Here is a 21,352-nt window from a genome sequence, read left to right on the forward strand (position 1 = left end):
GGGTGTTTTTCCTGATCATCGGGAGTTTTGCAGACTCAATGATTGCCCGAAGAAAAGGTCTCCGGCTAAAGTGAGTTCCTGACAAACAACTGAAATGGGATCCTGATCCGATCATGTCTGCGGTGCAGGATCATTTCAGCAGTTTCTTTTCCCATCAGTGAAAAATCAGTTGAAATGGTCGTAATACCATTCAGAACAACCTTCTTGAGTGGGTTTTCATTGTATGAAATGATACCGATATCCTTGCCTACTTTCAGCCGCGTACATAATATTTTTTCAACCAGTTGTACCAGGTCTTCATCTGTAACGACCACATAAACCTGGCCCCCGGTGATAGGTTCGTCCAGGATAGAATTAATGACTTTGTGGCGGAAGTTGTACTGTTTGCAGAAGAGTTGAAATCCTTCTGTAATGCTCTCTGGGTAGTAGTTATAACGCGGAATAATGAGTTTAAGGAACGAATATTTGGATAGTAGATTCAGCGCCTTTTCCATTGAATGGAAAATATCTTTTTCAAAATCTTCATAGACCGCCCCGAAATTCCCTTCGATGTCTTCAACCAGGTGATCCATCATGATCAGTTTGTCCTTCGGGATTCCGTCAATCAACTGGTATGCCTTCTCGCGGTTTGTTTTGAAATGAGGCAGGATGACATAATGGGTGTAATGCGTACCCGCGTTCTGAAGGATTTTTTTAAACAGGTGAAAGTCATTGTTGTAAATATACAGATCTACCGATCCTGCATTTCCCAGCGCCGTGACAAATGCATCGTAGATCGTTTTCTTATGCGGGCTGAGTTTGTTGAATAGTAGCAGTATTTGATATTCCTGCTCCAGACTCGTCTGTTTTATGTAGTAACCTTTCCCGGGTACCGAACCCAGGATACCCTTGTTTTTCAAATATTTGTATCCTTTTTCTGCGGTATCCCTGGAAATCTCAAACTGAAAACTCAGTTCATTGATGGATGGCAATATGATATTCTCTGTCAAAACCTTTTCCTGGATGGCCCGGGTAATGCTGTTGGCCAGTTGCAGGTATTTGGGAGTGGCAGAATAGGGATCAAAGGATATGTAGTGTAGGGGGTCCAATATGCGCCGTTTGTACAGCAAACTTAAATATTAATTCACAAACGGGTCTGTCGGATCTGAGTCATGACAGTACATGACAGTTTACTCGGGACTTTCTGCTACTTTCGGGAACGGATTGAATTGCTTGATCGGTTTTAATACTTGGCTATGAATGCGATTTTTGGTGTCATTTTTCACTTTATCGGTGGGTTTGCTTCGGGGAGTTTTTATATTCCTTTCAAAAGAGTAAAGGGGTGGGCCTGGGAATCCTATTGGCTGGTAGGCGGTCTGTTTTCCTGGCTTATAGTGCCTCCGCTGGCGGCTTGGCTGACGATCCCGAATTTTGGAGCAATCATCAGCCAGGCAAGCGCTTCCACCCTTGGGTTCTCTTATCTTTTTGGCGTGCTTTGGGGCGCAGGCGGCCTTACTTACGGCTTGGGTGTGAGATATTTGGGGGTTTCACTTGGAAGCAGCATTATCCTGGGCCTTTGTATGGTTTTTGGGGCGCTGATTCCAGCTATTTATTACCAGTTCGACGTCACGGCCGGCAAGGATACAATCGGCATGCTTACCGGGACCTTGTGGGGGAGAATTGTGCTTCTTGGCCTGTTGGTCTGCATTGTGGGCATCATTATTTCCGGGAGGGCCGGGATGAGGAAAGAAAAGGAGCTGGCGAACAAGCAACATGATCATCTGTCCGGTACCGACGAATATAAATTCGGATTGGGATTACTGGTGGCCATTATTTCAGGTGTTCTCAGTGCCTGTTTTAATTTTGGTATTGAAGCGGCCAAACCCATGGCAGAGGTGGCCAATGAATTGTGGAAAGCCGCTAATCCGGGCAAGGGAGAATTTCTGTTTCAGAACAATGTTTCTTATATTATTATTTTATGGGGTGGACTCACCACCAACCTGATCTGGTGTTTAATTCTTAATTACCGCAACAAGACCTTTGGGGATTATGTGAATAGGAAAACCCCCATTTTATCAAATATTATATTTTCTGCCCTTGCAGGGACCACCTGGTTTTTGCAGTTTTTCTTTTATGGGATGGGTGAAAGCCGCCTGGGAAACGGTCCCAGTTCCTGGATCCTGCATATGGCCTTCATTATCCTGGTTGCCAATCTTTGGGGACTGGTACTCCGGGAATGGAAGGGTGTAAGCCGCCGAACAATGGTAACTGTGGTGCTGGGGATCATTGTGATACTGGTCTCCGTTCTGCTGGTTGGATGGGGCAACTCATTGAAATAGGGCCGGAAAATAATATAAGAAGGTCATCATTTGGTGATAATTAGTTCTTTGATGGGTTTGAGATTTGTGATGTGCCTGTTAACCGGGAAGTTCGGTCCGGCGTTCTCTATTCGGATACCTTAAAGGAGTATATAAGTTATTTTCTTTATAGCAAGCAACAAGTGGGTTGATGATTGTCTAATCGGTCAACCCCATTTTTTGCATAAACGCCAATGCTTGAAATCACTATCTTTAGGATTAAAATATTAAGATATGGGCGAATATGGAAATCTTAAAGGTAATGAGAAGCTAAGAGCTGAGAACCAGTTTCTTAAAATGAAACTCGCGCTGGAACGGGGAATGGTAACTTTTAATGTTGAACAAGCAGATCTGTCGCCCAATATTGAGAATATGTTCCTGAAAAAAATTATCGAATTTGAAAAGCAGTTTGACCAGCGGAAAACGATACGGCTTTATGATAAGATCGGGCGCCCGCAGCAATTTCCAGAAGCGGCGCTGATGAGCGATGACAGCATTGGAGATGCTTATTTTAAACTACAGGAATACCTGGCAGCCAACGGCGTTCATTTTTCTGTCTACAATCCCAGGATCACGATCCGTGAACTTTATCGTTTTGTAACGGAAGAACTCTTCGAACTTGAAACGGAGGATATTAATATTCCCGGAATGATCGTCGGGTATGTTTATGATGATTTTTACCCCGATCCGGTTTTCGAAAATGGAACGATCGCAAGGGATGAGATCCTGGCAGAAATATTCAGTAAAGACGAAATATCAGAGGGGTGGAATATCAGCAGCATGTACTTTAGATTCAACGGGGTGAATATGACCCCGGAGATTCTAACGAAAAAGATCCACCATTTTAAATCCCGGTTTACTACCATCACGCTGAAGAACTGCGAAATAGAAGAAGGCGCCATCAACGGAGATGAATGTATGATCAGTGGCAGGTTCCAGGCGGTGGCGCGTGCCGATCAGCAGATTTTCAGGTACAATAACATTTTTAGGGTACAGTTCACACTGGAAGAATCGGGCTTCTGGATGATTACAGGCCTGTGGCTGGAAGGTTTGGATCTTTAGGTGGATGGATGAGATAACTACGTAACAATAATAACAAAATACTGATGCGATTAACTAAAACACAAATTGAAGAACATAACGGGAAGTACCTGGCTGCTCATAAGAAGCAGATAGATTTTATTACCGGAAGCATTGACCGGACCGGAGAGATTATCCGGAAGCTGACAGACTTCCAGATCGCTATCCCGTCCTGGGCGCTGGGCAGCGGAGGTACCCGTTTTGGAAGATTCAGTGGCGGTGGCGAACCCGGGACCCTGGAAGAAAAAATGGAGGACATCGGTCTTTTGCATCAACTCAACCGGAGCAGCGGGGCCATTTCCCTTCATATTCCCTGGGATATTCCTTCAGATCCGAAAGCCACCCGGGAGTTAGCCAGGCAATATGACATCACATTCGACGCCATGAACTCGAATACCTTTCAGGATCAGAAAGGACAGCCCCTCAGTTACAAGTTTGGTTCGATGCAGCATACGGATAAAGCAGTCCGGCAGCAGGCTATCGACCATAACCTCGAGGTGATCAGGTATGGCGAGGAGCTGGGATCCACGTCGTTGACCGTATGGCTGGCAGATGGCAGTTGCTTCCCGGGCCAATTGAACTTCAGAAATGCATTCAACAACACCCTCGAAAGCCTGCAAGCGGTATATGCCGGCCTCCCTGACAATTGGAAAATGTTTGTGGAGTACAAAGCTTTTGAACCTAATTTCTACTCGATGGCAGTGGGTGACTGGGGACAATCGCTCCTCTACGCAAACAAATTGGGTGATAAGGCCTATACACTGGTCGATCTTGGGCATCATCTGCCCAATGCAAATATCGAGCAGATTGTAGCATTACTGCTGAACGAAAAAAAGCTGGGCGGATTTCATTTTAACGACAGCAAATATGGCGACGACGACCTCACCGTAGGAAGTGTGAAGCCATACCAGTTATTTCTGATCTTCAAAGAACTGGTAGAAGGAATGGATGCCCGGGGAATGAACCATGCCACCGGCCTGGGCTGGATGATCGATGCCAGTCACAATGTCAAGGACCCGCTGGAGGACCTGCTGCAAAGCGTGGAAGCCATCAAACTGGCCTATGCGCAGGCCCTGCTGGTCGATGAAAAGGCACTGTCAGAAGCACAGGTGCAAAACGATGTGGCGGCAGCCCAGGAAATCATGCAGCATGCGTTCCGTACGGACCTTCGCCCACTCCTGGCGGAAGCCAGGTTGAGGGCAGGAGCAGCGCTGCATCCATTGACGCTGTACCGCGAAGCTGGCGTTCGAAAACAATTGATCAGTGAAAGGGGAGAAAAGTCAGTCGCTACCGGCCTGTAAATAAAAATTTACGTTCTTTGCCAATCAGTCATCTTGTCGTTTCAGGATGCAAGGGCCAATCCAGGCGTCAGGCTACGGTACCTTTGTAGCTGCCCGCTTATAGGTTAGGCACCGTGCCTCAATCCTCACTTGATAAATTAATGAATATTTTAATGTATTAAAACTAACAGAAACTGATTCCTGTAATAGCTATATTCGATGTGGGTAAGACCAACAAAAAATTCTTCCTGTTTGATGAAGATTACCGGATCGTGATGGAGTCCTCCCAAAAACCTGAAGAAATTTCTGATAATGAAGGTTTCCAATGCGATGATCTGGATGGTTTGACCCAATGGGTGCGACAAACCCTGGACGACGCGCTGCACGATGAAAGGTACGATATACGTGCACTTAATTTCTCTACGTATGGTGCAAGTTTTGTGCATTTGAACGAAAGCGGGGAGCCGGTTGCTCCACTGTACAATTATCTCAAACCCTTTCCCGAACCGGTAGAAAAAAGTTTCTACAGCCATTTCGGGAGCAAGGAAACCGTAGCATTGGAAACGGCATCGCCTGCTTTGGGCATGCTGAATTCCGGCCTTCAGTTGTATTGGTTGAAAAAAGAGTATCCTGCTGTTTTCGAAAAAACAAAAACCAGCCTGCATCTTCCCCAATACCTGGCGTTTTTGTTTCATGGGCAGTATTTTTCAGATATTACTAGTATTGGCTGTCACACCGCTTTGTGGGACTTTCAAAAGAATGGCTATCATCACTGGGTGTCTGCAGAGTCGATCAACCAGAAACTGGCGCCAATCCTTGGGTCTGATAAATATGTGGAAACTGAGTATCATGGGAAAGTTCTGAAGATCGGAGTGGGGCTGCATGATAGCTCTGCCGCGTTTATCCCGTATATAAAAAGTATACCGGAATCTTTTGTGCTGATCTCTACCGGGACCTGGTGTATATCCATGAATCCGTTTAATACCAGTCCGCTCACGGAGGATGAACTAAAGCAGGACTGTCTCTGCTATATGAGCTACAAGGGCACGCCTGTAAAGGCTTCCCGCCTTTTCGCCGGTTATGAACACGAGCAGGCGATTAGACACCTTGCAGTAACTTTTGAAAAACCCCTGGATTATTATAGGACTGTTCGTTTCAATGCCGACCTGCTGCCTGAACTGAATTTTGAATGGCCCGAATACGCCCATCCGGCGCCGGATGAGCTTCCGGATTATGAAACGGCTTATCATCACCTGGTTTATAAATTGGTCCGTGATCAGGTGAGGTCCACAAAGTTGGTTCTCCAGGGCAACCCTGAGCGACAGGTTGTAAGGCAGATTTATGTCGATGGCGGATTTGCGAGGAACGAGATCTATATGAATCTCATGGCACTTGCATTTGCAGATTTCGAAGTCTTTGCATCATCGGTTTCTCAGGCTTCTGCGCTTGGAGCTGCCTTGTCTATCCACGGGTCCTGGAACAGAAAGCCGATCCCGAACAGCTTGCTGACGCTGAAAAGGTATTTGCCGGGAATTTAAAGCTAATTTTCTCTATTGGCACCTGGCTGAGAAGGTTCACTGGACGGAGGGTTTTATAGTGATTTTGGACGAACCATTGAAGTTTTGAAAAGTAGTGAATCGCCTGATACTTTCTCTTGTTGATCGCGACCCAATTGTGTTGCCACCAGTAGCAGGTTTTGGATTCAGTAAAAATTATTTTACAGTTTTCAAAAAAACTGCCTTACTTTGCAAACATATCTACCTGAATGGCGTGTAATTTTCAAAATATCAATTCTTCCGTTTTAGTCACCGGAGTTACTGCTACCACGACCACCACGACCCGTTAAGGGTTGTACTTTTGCATATCATCCAATTGGGCCACGCCCCTGTATTCAGCAGTAAGCCTACGCTACGCTGACGTTCCAATCAACATTCATTCATTTTCAAGAATTTTTTCATGCAGATCTTAAAATTTGGCGGAAGCTCCATTGCAAATGCCAATCTGATTATTCATGTCTCTGGTATCATCGCCAAAGCAAAAGAAAACGACAGAACGGTGGTGGTGGTATCTGCCCTGGAAGGCATCACTGACCAATTGCTGCAGTGTGCAGAAGAGGCTGCTGCCGGCGATGAAACTTATAAAGCCAGCCTGAAAGAGATCGAGTTGCGCCACTTTGAGGTGGTCAGGCTGCTTATGCCTGTTGCGCAGCAAAGCCAGCTTTTGAGCCTGGTAAAAAAGACCGTCAATGATATGGAAGATATTTGCAACGGTATATTCCTGTTGCGCGAAGTAACACCCCGCAACCTGGACCGGATGGCTGGTTTTGGGGAATGGCTTTCATCCCATATTCTCGAAGCCCGCCTGGCGATAGACGGTCTGGAACCGGTTTGGAAAGACGCGAGAGAGCTCATCATCACGGACAGTCATTATACGCAGGCCGCAGTGGATTATGAGACCACCAACGGGAGGATCCGGGATTATTTCAAAAACGATCCGGGCAATCTGTATGTGATACCCGGTTATATTGCGTCGAATGCATCAGGTGTAACGACCACCCTGGGCAGGGGTGGGTCAGATTATACGGCTTCAATCATTGCCGCGGCAACCAATGCCAGTCTGCTGGAAATTTGGAAAGATGTCAGCGGATTGATGACAGCGGATCCCAGGCTCATTCCCCATGCAAGGGTCATCCATCATATATCATATGGCGAGGCTATGGAGCTTTCACATTTTGGGGCTAAGGTCATCTATCCTCCAACGCTCCAGCCCGTCATGAAAAAAGGAATTCCAGTATGGATCAGGAACACTTATGCGCCCGACGAATATGGTACGCTAATAACAGCCAATCCCAGGAAAGTGGCAGCGGGAGATGCCGACATGGTTCGGGGTATTTCAAGTATCAACAATATCACTTTACTCAGCCTCGAAGGCGGTGGAATGGTGGGGATCCCCGGGTTTTCAAAACGACTCTTCGAAGCGCTTAGCCAGGAGCGGATCAACGTAATTCTCATTACCCAAAGTTCATCTGAACATTCGATCTGCGTAGCAGTGGACAGCAAGTTTGCTGAAGTGGCCAAAAGCAGCGTGGACAAGGCATTTGAAAGTGAAATTCTCACAGGAAAACTGGATCCGCTGAAAGTGGAGCCCGGGCATTCCATTATTGCCCTGGTGGGTGAAAGCATGAAGAGTCACTCAGGAGTAAGCGGCAGAATGTTTGGGGCCCTTGGCCGGAATGGCATCAATGTGCGTGCGATAGCACAGGGGTCTTCCGAGAAAAATATCAGCGCCGTCATTTCTACCAAAGACGTCCAAAAAGCGGTGAATGTATTGCATGAAGAATTTTTCGAAACAACCTACCGCCAGATCAATCTGTTTATCATAGGTACCGGGAATGTGGGTTCCAAACTGCTGGATCAGCTTCATAAGCAGGTTGCGATTCTTCATGAACACCTGAGACTGAACATTAACCTGATCGGGTTGAGTAATTCCAGGAAAATGATCTTTAATTCCAGCGGAGTGAAGTTGGGGGACTGGAAAGAAGAACTGGCCAAGGGGCAGGACGCAGCATTAACGGGTTTTGTAAACGAAGCCATCGCAAGTAATCTCCGGAATACAATTTTTGTAGATGTGACGGCCAACAAGCAGGTCGCAGACCTCTACGAGCGGCTGCTGCAAAAAAGTATTTCTGTGGTGGCCTGTAATAAAATAGCCGCTTCATCCGCGTTTGAAAACTATAAACACCTGAAAGAAACAGCCCGTGAATTCAACTGCAGGTTTCTTTATGAGACGAATGTAGGTGCGGCTTTGCCAGTCATCGGTACGCTGAACGACCTGATCCGCAGCGGTGATGAAGTCACAAAAATAGAAGCCGTCTTATCCGGCACGCTAAATTTTGTCTTCAATCATTATGACGGGAACCGGAAATTTGCTGATGTTGTCCGTCAGGCACAGGAGGAGGGTTATACCGAACCCGATCCAAGGTTGGATCTGGGCGGTACGGATGTGATGAGAAAGATTTTGATTCTTGCCCGTGAAGCAGGAAACATGCTGGAAATGGAGGATATTTCAAATAAATCATTTATGCCGGAAGCCTGCATGCAAGGCACCGTAGCGGAATTTTATGACTGTATGGCCGAACACGAATCACATTTCCGGAAACTACTGGACGATGCAAAGGCGAATAATGCTAAGCTTAAATTTGTGGCTACATTTAACAATGGCAAAGCAACAGTGGGTCTGCAGCATATTCCGCCTGAGCACAATTTTTATCATTTGTACGGGAAAGACAATATCGTGCTGTTTTATACCAAGCGTTATGCCGACAATCCACTGGTCATCAAAGGCGCGGGTGCGGGTGCGGATGTGACCGCGGGAGGTGTGTTTGCTGATATTGTGCGGGCAGCTTCCTGAAATTCAAAAAGATCATATGGATATAAAGATTAATAAGCTTTCATCAGGGGCATCTGCTTCAAATCGGGCGGAGGCACGTGAGTTTGGAAAGAGTCCGGAGACGGTCAGGTTGCGTTGTCCGGGGACTATTGCCAACCTGGTTTGTGGTTTTGACATCCTGGGCCTTGCCCTGAATGAACCCTTCGATATCATGGAGTTCAGGCTGACCAGCAGGCCGGGTGTCAGCATCCGGAGTCTTGACAGTTATAACCTGCCTGCAGAACCGGAAAAGAACGTGGCTGGCGTTGTTTTATTAGCTGCGCTTGAAAAAGCAGGGGTCAGCCAGGGGATCGAGCTGATTATGGAAAAGAGAATTAAGCCCGGCAGTGGCCTGGGTTCCAGTGCCGCCAGTGCCGCAGGGGCTGCTATGGGCGCTAACAAGTTATTAGGCAATATTTTTTCAAACGATGAGGTCATTCAATTGGCGATGCTGGGAGAAAAACTCGCATCTGGTGTCAAACATGCTGATAATATCACCCCCTGCATTCTGGGTGGTGTGACCCTGATCCGGTCGATCCGTCCCCTGGATATTATTCCGATTCCGGCACCCGATTTGTTCGTAACCGTTGTCCACCCACAGATCGAAGTCCGCACCTCGGATGCGCGGCAGATATTGCGCCAGCAGGTCTACCTGAAAGACGCGATCCGTCAATGGGGAAATATCGCGGGGTTAGTGGCCGGGTTCATGAGTGGCGATACGGCGTTGATAGGCCGTTCGCTGGAAGACGTGATCATTGAACCGGTCCGGAGTATATTGATCCCCGGTTTTGACGAAATAAAGAAAAAGTGTAAAGAAGCCGGCGCATTGGGTGGGGGTATTTCAGGTTCCGGCCCTTCGATTTTTATGCTCAGTACCAACCGGGAGACCGCCGCTGCCATTGGGGACATCATGCAGCGTATTTATAGCAGGATCGGCGTTGAACATTATATCTACCTCACCACGATCAGCAAGCATGGTGTGGAAAGCATAGCATAATTATATATTTCAATAATATTAATATTAAAAACCTCCTGATCCTGAAAGACATTCAGAGTGGTGCTAATACGAAAATGTTATCATGAATTTTTATTCAATCCAGAACAAATCTCACCGTGTAAATTTCGAAACGGCAACCCTTCGGGGTCAGGCGCCGGATAAGGGGTTGTATTTTCCCCAGAGTCTTCCTGTGGTCTCAAAGGAATTGATAGCTGATTTGAAAAACCTGAGTGAAGCTGAAATCGCGTTCAGGGTAATGGCGCCTTATACAGGCGCCAGCCTGCCGGATGAAAAGTTATTTGAAATTGTTAGTGATACCGTGAATTTTCCGATTCCCCTGGTTCCTGTTACAGAGAGCATTTCGTCGCTGGAACTGTATCACGGACCCACATTGGCATTTAAAGATGTGGGTGCCAGGTTTATGAGTCGTTGCCTGGGTTATTTTTTACGGAATGAAGACAGACATGTGACGGTCCTGGTAGCAACTTCAGGCGATACAGGCGGTGCGGTGGCCAACGGTTTCTATGGCGTACCCGGCGTGGATGTCGTGATCCTGTACCCAAAAGACCGCGTAAGCCCCGTGCAGGAAAAACAGTTGACAACGCTGGGCCGGAATATCACTGCACTCGAAATAAAAGGCAGTTTTGACGATTGCCAGCGAATGGTGAAACAGGCATTTATCGACCCGGAGATCAACCGTAAAAGGTTTCTGACTTCAGCGAATTCGATCAATGTGGCCAGATGGCTGCCTCAGCAGATCTACTATTTCCTGGCCTACCGCCAATGGCTGGGAGAGCAGGAGTCGCCAGTTGTTTGCGTTCCCAGCGGTAATTTTGGGAATATTTGCGCGGGTATTCTGGCGAAGATCACAGGGTTGCCCCTTGGCCATTTCATCGCAGCCTGCAATATTAACGATATAGTCAGTAGTTACCTGCAGGATCAGAAATGGGAGCCCAGAGATGCGGTCGCTACATTGTCGAATGCGATGGACGTAGGTAATCCGAGTAATTTCATCAGGATTATTGAACTTTTTCATCATGAATTTCCCGCCCTGAAAAACAATCTGTCGGCTTACACGGTTACAGATAAGGAAACCGTTGAAACCATCCGTAATGTATTCGGAACTCATCAATACCTGCTGGATCCACACGGGGCGGTGGCTTATTTTGCTATGGAAAAGTACCTTCAGACCAACCCCGGGAAGAAGGGATTTATATTAGAGACCGCACATCCAGTAAAGTTTCCCGAGGCAGTGGAAAAGGCCATCAACCGGAAAGTTCGGGTTCCGGACGAATTAGCGGGGATGATGAAGAAAGAAAAAAGCACCCTGGAAATGGAACCCGTTTTTTCGGATCTCAAAGATTTCCTGCTGGCTGTGTAGAGTGCCTGAAATTTGTAAAGGATAGAGGCTCCATCCCGCCCCCGATTTCCGGGATGTTCCGCATACGCTTGACCCCGGGGCGTTTCGGAGAACTCTCTGAGCGCGGGGGTGAACAATCATATTTCAGCGTATATTGCAAGCACGTGAGGAAAACAGGGATTGAGTCGGCCTCGCTGGCATTTAAAAACTTGTTACCATTCCTCTAAAATTTTGAGGAGCTTTTATGCATAACCTGGAACCATATTACAACTGGCAACATATTTATGTGAGTGAGGAAGATGAGCGGTCTCCGTTTTATGGAATCGAGCATTCTCAATTCGAATATAAGGATGCTGTCTACGATCATTATATACATCCGCAATGGGATAATTTTGGAAGTCGCACGCTCTACGCCAAGGCGCTGATGGCAGAGTACGAAGACGGATTCGCGATCATCGAATTTATTGGAGAATGGAATGATGCGGTGGAAGATGATATTATGACGCTTAAGCGGAATGTATTGGAGGCCTTTATGGATGAAGGGATTAATAAGTTTATCCTGATCGTTGAAAATGTACTCAATTTTCACAGTGGAGATAAGGACTACTATGAAGAATTACATGAAGAATTGATGGACGCAAATGGATGGATAGTCTGCCTGAATATGCCCGAGCACGCTTGTTATGAATTCCGGAAGGCCCGGCTGAACCAGTACATCGAACCGATGAATATTGAGAACTGGCGGGGCTACAAACCTTACCACTTGTTCCGCAAAATCGATGCTGAATTATCAGCGAGGCTTCCGCAATAATTGTTTTTTCAAATTTTATCATACCTTGTGACCCGGTAAGAACGGCGTTGCTTCTCACATGATGGACTGAAATAGCCATAAGATCAACTTTGTAGCAGAAGCATATGATATATATCAGCGCTTTTTTTACCGGTGTTTCGGAATTCGGTATTACATTTGTCTTCATTCAATCACCTTAGTTTTTTAGCAAATATGAAATGGTCTCAATTTTTTACTTCGTCGGTTGGAAAGAAAATCACCATGTCGCTATCCGGCCTTTTCCTGATTGCATTTCTATTGGTGCACGCCGGTCTTAATGCCTGTATATGGGCTAACGATGGTGGTCAGATGTTCAATAAAGCAGCCCGCTGGATGGGGTCCAATGTAGTCCCCCGGGTTTTGGAAATTGGCCTGTTCCTGTTCTTCCTGATCCATATTATCCAGGGACTGACGCTGGAAGTTCAGAACCGCCAAAAGAGGGGCAAGGGATATGCTGTAAGACTGGGCAACCGTGGCAGCCGGTGGTACAGCCGGGCAATGGGAATCCTGGGCGCGCTGATTCTGATTTTTTTGGTTTCGCACTTAATCGACTTCTGGATACCTTCCAGGTTCGGAGGCCTTTCAGAGATTCAATACCCTGGTGATCCGACTGTTTATCATAATTTATATGGAGAGATGCAGTATAAGTTTACCACGTTCCCGGTCATACCCTTTGTTTATATCGCGGGTGTGATCGCCTTATTTTGGCACCTGATGCACGGTTTCCAGAGCAGTTTCAGGACCCTGGGTCTTTCCAATCACCGGTATATCTTTATTATTCAGGCGCTGGGCGTGGCATTTTCAGTGATTGTTTGTGCGGCTTTTATAATGATGCCCCTCAGCTTTATGTTGGGATGGCTTGAATAAGGAGCAGAGGAGCAAAAGCCCTACCGGTCAATTTTTAATCATAAACGAGAAACGTTTTGTAATATGTTAGACGCTAAAATACCTGACGGAAAATTAGAGGAAAAATGGTACAATTACAAAGGCCATTGTAAACTGGTAAACCCCGCCAACAAACGGAAACTTGAAGTCATTGTTGTGGGAACAGGTCTGGCCGGGGCTTCGGCCGCAGCGTCCCTGGGGGAGCTGGGCTATAAAGTCAAAGCATTCTGTTTTCAGGACTCGCCACGACGCGCGCACTCGATCGCAGCGCAGGGAGGTATCAACGCCGCAAAAAATTACCAGAACGACGGCGATTCTGTGTTCCGTTTGTTTTATGACACCATTAAAGGCGGGGATTACAGGTCACGCGAGTCTAACGTGCACCGCCTGGCTGAAGTAAGCGTAAATATTATCGACCAATGCGTAGCTCAGGGCGTACCATTTGCCCGGGAATACGGCGGATTATTGAATAACCGCTCATTCGGCGGGACCCAGGTTAAACGAACTTTCTATGCTGCCGGGCAAACAGGGCAGCAATTGCTGATTGGCGCCTACCAGGCGCTGGAAAGGCAGGTAGCCCAGGGGAGTGTGGAGATGTACAGCAGACATGAAATGCTGGATATTGTAATGATCGATGGAAAAGCCAGGGGCATCATCGCCCGTAACCTGGTAACCGGGCAACTTGAACGCTATTTTGGGCATGCGGTAGTATTGTGCTCAGGTGGGTATGGAAACGTGTTTTATCTGTCCACCAATGCAATGGGCAGCAATGCCACTGCCATCTGGAAGGCCCATAAAAAAGGAGCTTTTTTTGGAAACCCTTGTATGACGCAGATCCACCCGACCTGTATCCCGGTTTCCGGAGATCATCAGAGCAAACTGACCCTGATGTCCGAATCGCTGAGAAACGACGGCAGAATCTGGGTTCCGAAAAAGAAAGACGAGACCCGGAAAGCTAACGACATACCTGAAGAAGATCGTGATTACTACCTGGAAAGAAGATATCCCGCTTATGGAAACCTCGTACCCCGCGACGTTGCTTCCCGCGCTGCGAAAGAAAGATGCGACGCCGGCTATGGCGTAGGGACAACCAAACAGGCTGTGTACCTGGATTTCAAGTATAACCTCATAAACAAATACGGCAGGGCGGAAGCCAATAAACACGGAATTCATAACCCCAGTACTGAAACCCTGATCAAACTGGGAAAAGAAGTGGTGAAAGAGGAATACGGGAACCTGTTTGACATGTACGAAAAAATCACAGGCGAGAATCCATACGAAGTGCCCATGCGAATTTATCCCGCGGTTCACTATACCATGGGGGGGCTTTGGGTAGATTATGAGCTGATGACAACCGTCAAAGGCCTGTATTGCCTGGGTGAGGCTAATTTCAGCGATCACGGGGCAAACCGGCTGGGCGCATCAGCCCTGATGCAGGGGCTTGCAGATGGATATTTCGTAGTTCCCTATACCATTGGAAATTACCTGGCAGATGAGATCAGCGTTAGACCGATTCCTGTCACCGATCCTGCTTTTGTTGAAGCTGAGTCAAAGGTGAATGAGAGAATTCAGAAGCTGATGAATGTCAAAGGCACACAATCTGTGGAAAGTTTCCATAAGAAGCTTGGTAAGATCATGTGGGAAAAATGCGGGATGTCGCGCAATGAACAGGGCCTGAAAGAAGCTGTAGAAGAGATCAGAAAATTACGTGCGGACTTTTGGAAGAACGTCAGGGTTCCGGGAGGTATATACGAAATTAACCCCGAGTTGGACAAGGCCAGCCGCGTTGCCGATTTCTTGGAGCTTGGCGAACTGATGTGCCTGGATGCGCTGGAGCGGAAAGAGAGCTGCGGCGGTCACTTCAGGGAAGAAAGCCAGACCGAAGAAGGTGAAGCGCTTAGGCATGATGACGAATTCATGTTTGTTTCTGCCTGGGAATTCAAGGGACCCGAGAACTGGGAACTGCATAAAGAGGAACTGAAATATGAGGTGATTCATCCCAGTCAGAGAAATTATAAATAAACCCGGAGTCGCGTGCGGCAGGCATTTCAATAACTAATGGCCGTCGGGGCCGGGTCGAAATATCGGTCCGTAAGGGGAGGAAAAATGACAAAAAAATATTTTCATCAAACAAAAAGTGATCAATTGGCAAATTCTAAAAATTGGCTGATTATCTGATTTTATCCGTATGGAACATTACAATATGAACCTCACACTGAAAGTGTGGAAGCAAAAGGACGCAAAGAGTAAAGGCAGTTTCGAAACCTTCAACGTAAGGGATATTTCTTCGGAAATGTCGTTCCTGGAAATGTTTGACGTGCTGAATGAACAATTGATCAGGGAAGGCAAAGAACCCATCGCATTTGATCATGATTGCCGGGAAGGTATCTGCGGTACCTGCTCTATGTATATCAACGGCCGGCCTCACGGACCATGGCACGCTACCACTACCTGCCAATTGCACATGCGCGCATTCAAGGACGGTGACACGATCGTAGTGGAACCCTGGAGGGCAAAGGCTTTCCCGGTTATCAAAGACCTGATGGTTGACAGAAGCGCATTTGACAGGATCATTCAGGCAGGAGGATACGTTTCTGTGAATACAGGTGTCACTATTGACGGCAATACGATCCCGATAAACCGGGAAGATTCAGAAAAAGCTTTTGCTGCAGCAGCCTGTATCGGCTGCGGAGCCTGCGTCGCTGCCTGCAAGAACTCTTCGGCTATGCTGTTTCTTTCGGCAAAAATTTCGCACCTCGCACTATTACCGCAGGGTGGGCCCGAAAGACACAACCGGGCGCTGGCGATGGTAGCCCAGATGGACAAAGAGGGATTTGGTTCCTGCACCAACACCGGCGCTTGCGAAGCCGTTTGCCCCAAAGAAATCGGCATCACCAATATTGCGAGGGCAAACCTTGAATTTACGAACGCGGGACTTGTCGCAGATCAAAAAGCCTGATACATCAACCCAAATAGATTTGATGCCCGGAAAGCCTGGGAGCAGGAAGGTCCCTGCCAGTGTTTTCCTCACCCGGGTGATCAGCGGACCGGTGCTGGCTTCCGGATAGGCGAATGAGTCCGCCTAGTCGCCTGCGCGGTGTTTGTACCAGCCCGAATACTTCACGTAGTTGTTGGCAATACGATCAATTTCCCCATGGATCAATTCCTGGGAGATATCTTTCACCTTTTTTGCCGGAACCCCGGCGTAAATACTCCCTGCCTCACATATAGTATTTTCTAACACCACAGCGCCGGCCGCAATGATCGTGTTGCTGTGGACTACACAATTATCCATAACGATGGCTCCCATGCCAACGAGTACATTATCATGCAATGTGCAGCCATGAACAATAGCATTATGTCCTATGGATACATTATTTCCGATATGTGTCGGGTATTTCAGGTAGGTGCAGTGAATACACACGCCGTCCTGAACATTCACTTTGTTACCCATCCGGATAGTATTCACATCACCACGGATCACGGTGTTGAACCAAATGCTGCATTGGTTACCCATCACCACATCCCCCACAACCGTTGCATTGGGCGCCACAAAACAATCCTCCCCAAACTGAGGCAATTTCCCTTCTACCGGTAAGATAACAGGCATACCAGACATATTTAATGAACGGCTAAGTTAAGAAAATGGCAGCTATGTAATAAATAGGATTTCGCTTTGAGCAGCGATGATTTTAGCCAGCATATAGACCCAGGCACCTCCACCCAAAACTTTATCTTTGCGGGATGCAGGATAAAATAGATAAGATCAGGAAGCTATACCAAACATGGAGTGGCAGGGAGCCCACCTCAGTCGATGTGTTGCAGCAAGCCGGAAGCGAACGCAGATATTTCCGTATCTGGGATAAGGACAAAACCGTCATTGGTACTTATGGAGCAAATGTTAAGGAGAATGAATCTTTTTTTTATTTTTCGGAGCATTTTATTGAGAAACACCTGCCTGTCGCTAATATCTACATTGTAAGTGATGACCGGATGTATTACCTGCAAGAGGATTATGGCAATGTTTCTCTAATGAACCGGCTGGAATCAGAAGGGTATACTGAAGAAATTTATGCTCTTTTCAAACTGAGCCTGGATTCGCTTGCCCGATTGCAGGTAATGGGGGATATGGAGCTGGATTATACCAAATGCCTTACCAATATGGAATTCGGTAAGCAGGCGATACTGGCAGACCTGCTCTATTTCAAGTACTATTTTCTGGATGCATTGCGCCGACCCTATGACAAACAAAAACTAATTGACGATTTTGAAGCACTCAGTAATTATCTGACACATGTAGATCATAAGTTTTTTATGTTCCGGGATTTTCAGAGCCGGAACATCCAGGTGTGTGACAACAAGAGCCTGCATTTTATCGACTACCAGGGTGGCATGAAAGGAGCACCACAGTACGATGTAGCTTCCCTGCTCTGGCAGGCCAGGGCTAAGCTTCCGGAAGACTGGAAGCAAGGGCTTTTGGAAGATTATATGAATAGTCTGGAGCCCCTGTTGGATAAACCGTTGAACCGGCTGAGCTTTATTGGTCAATATAACGGCTATGTCCTCATCCGCCTGCTTCAGGTACTTGGCGCCTATGGTTTCCGCGGGCTATTTGAACGCAAGGCACATTTTCTTACCAGCATCCCGATGGCGTTGCAAAACCTGAAGGCATTTCTGTCCAGGAACTCGATGGGCATAGCGCTTCCTGAATTTGAGAAAGTCCTTCAAATATGTGTCGACGAAAATGTCATCAGGGAGTTCACGCCTATTCAGGCAACAGAAGATACACCGCTGGTGGTAAGAATCTCAAGTTTTTCTTATAAAAAGGGTTTGCCGCAACTGGACGACGAGTCGGCTGTGAGGGATGGTGGCGGTTTTGTCTTTGATTGCAGGGGGATCCTTAACCCGGGAAGGCTGGACAATTTCAAAACCAGGACGGGCAGGGACAAGGATGTAATTGATTTCCTGGAGCAACAGACTAAGATGCCTCAGTTTCTATATGGTGTTTATGATGTCGTAGGGATTACGGTAGAAGATTTTCTGCAGCGCGGGTTCAACAGCCTGCAGGTTAGCTTTGGATGCACCGGCGGTCAGCATCGGAGCGTTTATGCTGCGGATGCATTGGCCCGGCATCTCAAAAATAAATACAAGGTTAAGGTGGAATTGAATCACTGGGTTCAGGACGCCATCAACTGGAAACCATCACCTGCCATCAATTCCTGATTCAAGCAGGAAGGATAAAATTTTATTTTCAGGAACAATGATTTATTTTTTCCGTAACCGATAATCAAAGTGGAATCTCAAACAGCAACGCTCAGCGATCTAGACGGGATGATTTTTTGCGCAGGTCTGGGTACCCGCTTCAAACCCTGGACAGACCACCATCCTAAGGCGCTGGCACAGGTGAACGGCAAGAGCCTGCTGCAAAGAAACCTGGAGTATTTACAACAGTATGGTATATCTGATGTCGTAATCAATGTACATCATTTCGCCGGCCAGGTTGTGGAAGCGATTAAAGAAAATAAAGGTTGGGGTAGTCAGGTCAGGATCAGCGATGAAACAGGCGAACTGCTGGAAACAGGTGGTGGGTTGCTGAAAGCAAAACCACTGTTCAAACCTGGTAAAACATTCATTACCTGTAATGCCGATATTCTAACCGATATCAATCTGGCTAAAATGTACCGCTATCACCAGCAAAATAATGCCCTCATCACTTTGGCAGTGAGCAACAGAAAGACAAGCCGGAATCTGCTGTTTGACCTATCGGGCAGGTTATGCGGATGGGTTAACCGGAAGACAGGTGAGGAGAAGATATCCGTACTGTTGCCAAATTACCAGGCCAACGCCTATGATGGGATAGCTATTTTTAATTATGAAGTTTTCGATCTGATACCATTTACGAGTAAATTTTCGCTGATTGATCTTTACCTGGCACTTTGTTCTTCTCATCCAGTTCTCGCATATCATCATGAGGGCAGCAAATGGCTGGATGTTGGGAAACCAGAAAGCCTGGAGGCTGCGCTGAAAATGTTCCCTGACTGAGTCGGGTGTTATAACGACCGAGGATTAACTTCAGCTAAATGAAACATTATTTGTAACTTCAATCTGTCCTTTAGGACCTATTAATAACTTATCTAAAACGATCACTACATGCTACGGCAGTTTTTTCTCACGCTGATAACAGTAACTTCACTTCTGCAGATTTCGGCCCAATCCGTTTACAATCACCTCGAAGCTTTTGCCCCTCAGTTTTATCCGTACCCCGGAAATGAATTCCGGAGTGCGGGAGGAAGTCCCGGTCCTAGATATTGGCAGAACCACGCGGGGTACAAGATCGCATGTACACTGGATACCGTTGCCAAAACTGTGACAGGCAGGTCCGAAATGACCTATACGAACAACAGTCCGGATAACCTCAAATTCCTGTGGCTTCAGATGGACCAGAATATTTACCGGCAGGACTCAAGGGCTTCGGCCACCACGACGGCCAGCGGAGGGCGGTGGGCAAACACCAAGTTTACAGAAGGATTTATTATTAAATCGATTGCAGTTGAAGCGGGTGGGAAAAAATATGTACCTGAATACCTGGTGAATGACACGAGGATGCAGGTTATGCTTCAAAATGTTTTGAAAGCGGCGGGGGGGAAGCTCCGGCTTATTATTGAATATTCTTTTAGCATCCCCGAATATGGGACCGACAGAATGGGTAGGATGAACACAAAGAATGGCTGGTTGTATGAAATTGCACAATGGTACCCGAGAGCTTGCGTCTATGATGATCTGCAAGGATGGAATGTATTGCCTTATCTTGGCCAGGGGGAGTTTTATCTTGAATACGGCGACCTGGAATATTCGATCACAGCACCCAGGGGCATGATGATCGTGGGATCGGGAGAGTTATTGAACCCTTCTGAATGCCTCACCGCAACGGAACTCCAGCGCTACAACCGGGCAAAAGGAAGCGATGCCACGGTGATGATCAGAACGGTGGATGAAGTAAATGCAGATACCCGGAAAGGGGGTCATCTCACCTGGAAGTTCCGGATACATAATGCGCGGGATGCCGCCTGGGCAGCTTCGAAAGCTTTCGTATTGGATGGTGCAAGGATCAATCTTCCGGGGGGAAAGAAAAGCCTGGCACTCAGCGCATATCCCGTTGAGAGTATAGCAAATAACGGTTGGCAGCGAAGTACGGAAATGGTAAAAGGCTCGATTGAATTTTATTCGAAGAACTATTATCCGTACCCATACCCAGTGGCTACGAACGTGGGCGGACCGGTAGGAGGCATGGAATACCCCGGTATAGTTTTCTGTCATTTCAGTTCAACGGGACGAGGCCTTTGGGGTGTTACCGACCATGAGTTTGGGCATACCTGGTTTCCAATGATCGTTGGTAGCAATGAAAGGAAGTTTGCCTGGATGGATGAGGGATTCAATACATTTATCAACAGTATGGCTACCCCGGCTTTTAACAAGGGCGAGTTTTATCAGAAAATGTCTGCAGGAGACACGTTGCTGGCAAGGTATATGTTCGGCGATCGGTCGGATGCGCTGAATACGGTACCTGAAGTTATTCAGCAACAGAACCTTGGGAATGCCGCCTACGGGAAGCCTTCGATTATGTTACATGCGCTTCGTGAACTGGTCTTGGGGCCCAAACGGTTTGATGAAGCTTTCAAAGAGTATATACGTCGCTGGGCTTTCAAGCATCCATCGCCATGGGACTTTTTCCGTACGATGGAGAATGTAGGCGGCGAAGATCTGGACTGGTTCTGGAGGGGATGGGTGTTCAACGACTGGCGTATTGATCAGCGTGTGAAAGATGTGAAGCCCCGAAGCAGTAACCCGGGTGACGGAACGCTGATAACGCTTGAGAACATGGAGAAAATGCCTATGCCGGCAACTGTGTTGGTGCGGGAATCTAATGGGAAGGAGCACCGGTATCAGTTTCCGGTCGAAATTTGGCAACGAGGTTCACAGTATGTATTCGCGGTTCCGACGACCAGCGAAGTGACCGAAGTGACAGTAGACCCGGACCAAAAATTGCCGGATTGGAACAGGGCTGATAATACCTGGCGGAGAAAACCTTAAGGGGGGCATATAGCCGAGAAGGGGCACCATTAATCCCCGGATGAATCCAGTATATTCGCAGAAATT

General features: G+C 47.2%; 16 protein-coding genes. 14 read left to right on the top strand and 2 right to left on the bottom strand.

Going from position 1 to position 21,352, the window contains the following annotated elements:
- Nucleotides 1–65: 65 nt before the first annotated feature.
- Complete coding sequence (locus AC3WS5_RS04835) at nt 66–1,088, bottom strand: GntR family transcriptional regulator (RefSeq protein ID WP_492466123.1); 1,023 nt, start codon at nt 1,086–1,088, stop codon at nt 66–68.
- 147 nt (nt 1,089–1,235) lie between these two features.
- On the opposite strand from AC3WS5_RS04835, the gene rhaT reads away from it, so the two are divergent.
- From rhaT to AC3WS5_RS04890, 11 genes are all read left to right on the top strand, one after another.
- Nucleotides 1,236–2,318: an L-rhamnose/proton symporter RhaT gene (gene rhaT, locus AC3WS5_RS04840; RefSeq protein ID WP_492466124.1), complete on the top strand. Its 1,083-nt coding sequence runs from the start codon at nt 1,236–1,238 to the stop codon at nt 2,316–2,318.
- 252 nt (nt 2,319–2,570) lie between these two features.
- Nucleotides 2,571–3,398, top strand: a complete 828-nt coding sequence (locus tag AC3WS5_RS04845; RefSeq protein ID WP_492466125.1) for a hypothetical protein — start codon at nt 2,571–2,573, stop codon at nt 3,396–3,398.
- A gap of 44 nt (nt 3,399–3,442) precedes the next feature.
- Nucleotides 3,443–4,717: a sugar isomerase gene (locus AC3WS5_RS04850; RefSeq protein WP_492466126.1), complete on the top strand. Its 1,275-nt coding sequence runs from the start codon at nt 3,443–3,445 to the stop codon at nt 4,715–4,717.
- A gap of 185 nt (nt 4,718–4,902) precedes the next feature.
- On the top strand, nt 4,903–6,234 hold the full coding sequence (locus AC3WS5_RS04855; protein ID WP_492466468.1) for an FGGY-family carbohydrate kinase: 1,332 nt from the start codon (nt 4,903–4,905) through the stop codon (nt 6,232–6,234).
- A 418-nt stretch (nt 6,235–6,652) separates the two neighbouring features.
- On the top strand, nt 6,653–9,106 hold the full coding sequence (gene thrA, locus AC3WS5_RS04860; protein WP_492466127.1) for a bifunctional aspartate kinase/homoserine dehydrogenase I: 2,454 nt from the start codon (nt 6,653–6,655) through the stop codon (nt 9,104–9,106).
- A gap of 16 nt (nt 9,107–9,122) precedes the next feature.
- On the top strand, nt 9,123–10,121 hold the full coding sequence (locus tag AC3WS5_RS04865) for a homoserine kinase (RefSeq protein WP_492466128.1): 999 nt from the start codon (nt 9,123–9,125) through the stop codon (nt 10,119–10,121).
- Nucleotides 10,122–10,203: 82 nt separating this feature from the next.
- Entirely contained in the window at nt 10,204–11,502 is a 1,299-nt protein-coding gene (gene thrC / locus AC3WS5_RS04870; RefSeq protein ID WP_492466129.1) for a threonine synthase, read from the top strand.
- Nucleotides 11,503–11,725: 223 nt separating this feature from the next.
- A complete protein-coding gene (locus tag AC3WS5_RS04875) occupies nt 11,726–12,292 on the top strand; it encodes a hypothetical protein (RefSeq protein WP_492466130.1) in 567 nt (188 codons plus the stop codon).
- A gap of 192 nt (nt 12,293–12,484) precedes the next feature.
- A complete protein-coding gene (locus AC3WS5_RS04880) occupies nt 12,485–13,177 on the top strand; it encodes a succinate dehydrogenase cytochrome b subunit (protein ID WP_492466131.1) in 693 nt (230 codons plus the stop codon).
- Nucleotides 13,178–13,240: 63 nt separating this feature from the next.
- Nucleotides 13,241–15,217 carry a fumarate reductase/succinate dehydrogenase flavoprotein subunit gene (locus tag AC3WS5_RS04885; RefSeq protein WP_492466132.1) on the top strand — a complete coding sequence of 659 codons (1,977 nt, stop codon included), beginning with the start codon at nt 13,241–13,243 and terminating at the stop codon, nt 15,215–15,217.
- 166 nt (nt 15,218–15,383) lie between these two features.
- A complete protein-coding gene (locus AC3WS5_RS04890) occupies nt 15,384–16,154 on the top strand; it encodes a succinate dehydrogenase/fumarate reductase iron-sulfur subunit (RefSeq protein ID WP_492466133.1) in 771 nt (256 codons plus the stop codon).
- Between the two features lie 123 nt (nt 16,155–16,277).
- Here AC3WS5_RS04890 and AC3WS5_RS04895 read toward each other — a convergent pair whose 3' ends face one another.
- Nucleotides 16,278–16,805, bottom strand: coding sequence for a gamma carbonic anhydrase family protein (locus tag AC3WS5_RS04895; RefSeq protein WP_492466134.1), 528 nt, complete (start codon nt 16,803–16,805; stop codon nt 16,278–16,280).
- 134 nt (nt 16,806–16,939) lie between these two features.
- Here AC3WS5_RS04895 and AC3WS5_RS04900 point away from each other — a divergent pair, with 134 nt between their 5' ends.
- The 3 genes from AC3WS5_RS04900 to AC3WS5_RS04910 all read left to right on the top strand — a co-directional run bounded on the left by AC3WS5_RS04900 (nt 16,940) and on the right by AC3WS5_RS04910 (nt 21,286).
- Nucleotides 16,940–18,418 (top strand): RapZ C-terminal domain-containing protein, encoded by a 1,479-nt coding sequence (locus AC3WS5_RS04900; protein ID WP_492466135.1) that lies wholly within the window; start codon nt 16,940–16,942, stop codon nt 18,416–18,418.
- 69 nt (nt 18,419–18,487) lie between these two features.
- Complete coding sequence (locus tag AC3WS5_RS04905; protein ID WP_492466136.1) at nt 18,488–19,237, top strand: nucleotidyltransferase family protein; 750 nt, start codon at nt 18,488–18,490, stop codon at nt 19,235–19,237.
- Nucleotides 19,238–19,345: 108 nt separating this feature from the next.
- Nucleotides 19,346–21,286: a M1 family metallopeptidase gene (locus AC3WS5_RS04910; RefSeq protein ID WP_492466137.1), complete on the top strand. Its 1,941-nt coding sequence runs from the start codon at nt 19,346–19,348 to the stop codon at nt 21,284–21,286.
- The last annotated feature ends 66 nt before the right edge of the window (nt 21,287–21,352 follow it).

The organism is Niabella sp. CPT15-335-S11 (assembly GCF_058792415.1).